Genomic DNA, 1,140 nt, shown 5'->3' with positions numbered 1-1,140 from the left:
CGTTAGCGTAGCCCGTAGCACGCCGACCTTGTGGGCATGAGCGCAAGCGAAACGCCCACAAGGGCACGCCCAAAAAAACAATAACGGAGTTAGCATAAAACTATCGCATACCTGCCTTGCGAAGTGCTTCCATCATAGTTTGACCTATATAAGCAGGACTTTCAACCACGTGTATACCACATTCGCGCATAATCCGCATTTTGGCTGCAGCTGTATCATCGCCCCCTGAGATAATAGCACCTGCATGTCCCATACGTCTACCTGGCGGTGCTGTCTGTCCTGCAATAAAAGCTACCACAGGTTTTTTTACATTATCTTTTATCCATCGAGCTGCATCGGTTTCGGATGAGCCGCCAATCTCACCAATCAAAATGATGCCCTCTGTATCAGGGTCTTCATTAAACAATTTAACAATATCCGTATGCGTAGAACCTACAATTGGATCTCCGCCAATACCTACACAAGTACTTTGCCCTAAACCTTGTTGAGTAACTTGATACACTGCTTCATACGTAAGAGTACCTGAACGTGATACAATTCCAATAGTACCAGGTCTATGTATAAAGCCAGGCATAATTCCGACCTTAGCCTCACCTGGAGTAATAACCCCTGGGCAGTTTGGACCTATCATGGTTACTCCTCTTTCTTTCAAAAAAGGCTTAACGACTAGCATATCACGGACAGGAATACCCTCCGTAATAGTTACAATTACCTTTATTCCAGCATCGGCAGCTTCTAAAATGGCATCTACCGCAAAAGCAGGGGGAACAAAAATAATAGAGACGTTTGCACCTGTGGCTCTGACGGCACTTTCTACTGTGTTAAATACAGGGCGGTCTAAGTGTTTGGTTCCACCTTTACCTGGGGTTACTCCGCCTACAATGTTGGTTCCGTACTCAATCATTTGGGTAGCGTGAAAAGTTCCTTCGCTTCCCGTAAAACCTTGAACAATAACCCTAGAGTTTTTATTAACCAATATGCTCATAGCTATTTTTTGGCAAGATACAACATGTTTCTCAACTCGCAAAAAAAAGTTAAAAAAGATATGCTGAATTTATTTATTTTTTTGGGCGTGCCCCTCGCTAACGCTCGGGTCGGGGCATTCCGCACTGCGCTTCGCTTCGGTGCTTCGCTAACGCT

General features: G+C 44.8%; 1 protein-coding gene. It reads right to left on the bottom strand.

Going from position 1 to position 1,140, the window contains the following annotated elements; translation table 11 throughout:
* Positions 1–100: 100 nt before the first annotated feature.
* A complete protein-coding gene (sucD, locus tag NZ519_13975; protein MCS7029860.1) occupies positions 101–985 on the bottom strand; it encodes a succinate--CoA ligase subunit alpha in 885 nt (294 codons plus the stop codon).
* Between the last annotated feature and the right edge of the window lie 155 nt (positions 986–1,140).

This window comes from Bacteroidia bacterium (genome assembly GCA_025056095.1).
Taxonomy (GTDB): domain Bacteria; phylum Bacteroidota; class Bacteroidia; order JANWVE01; family JANWVE01; genus JANWVE01.
This window is presented reverse-complemented; position numbering and strand designations above follow the sequence as displayed.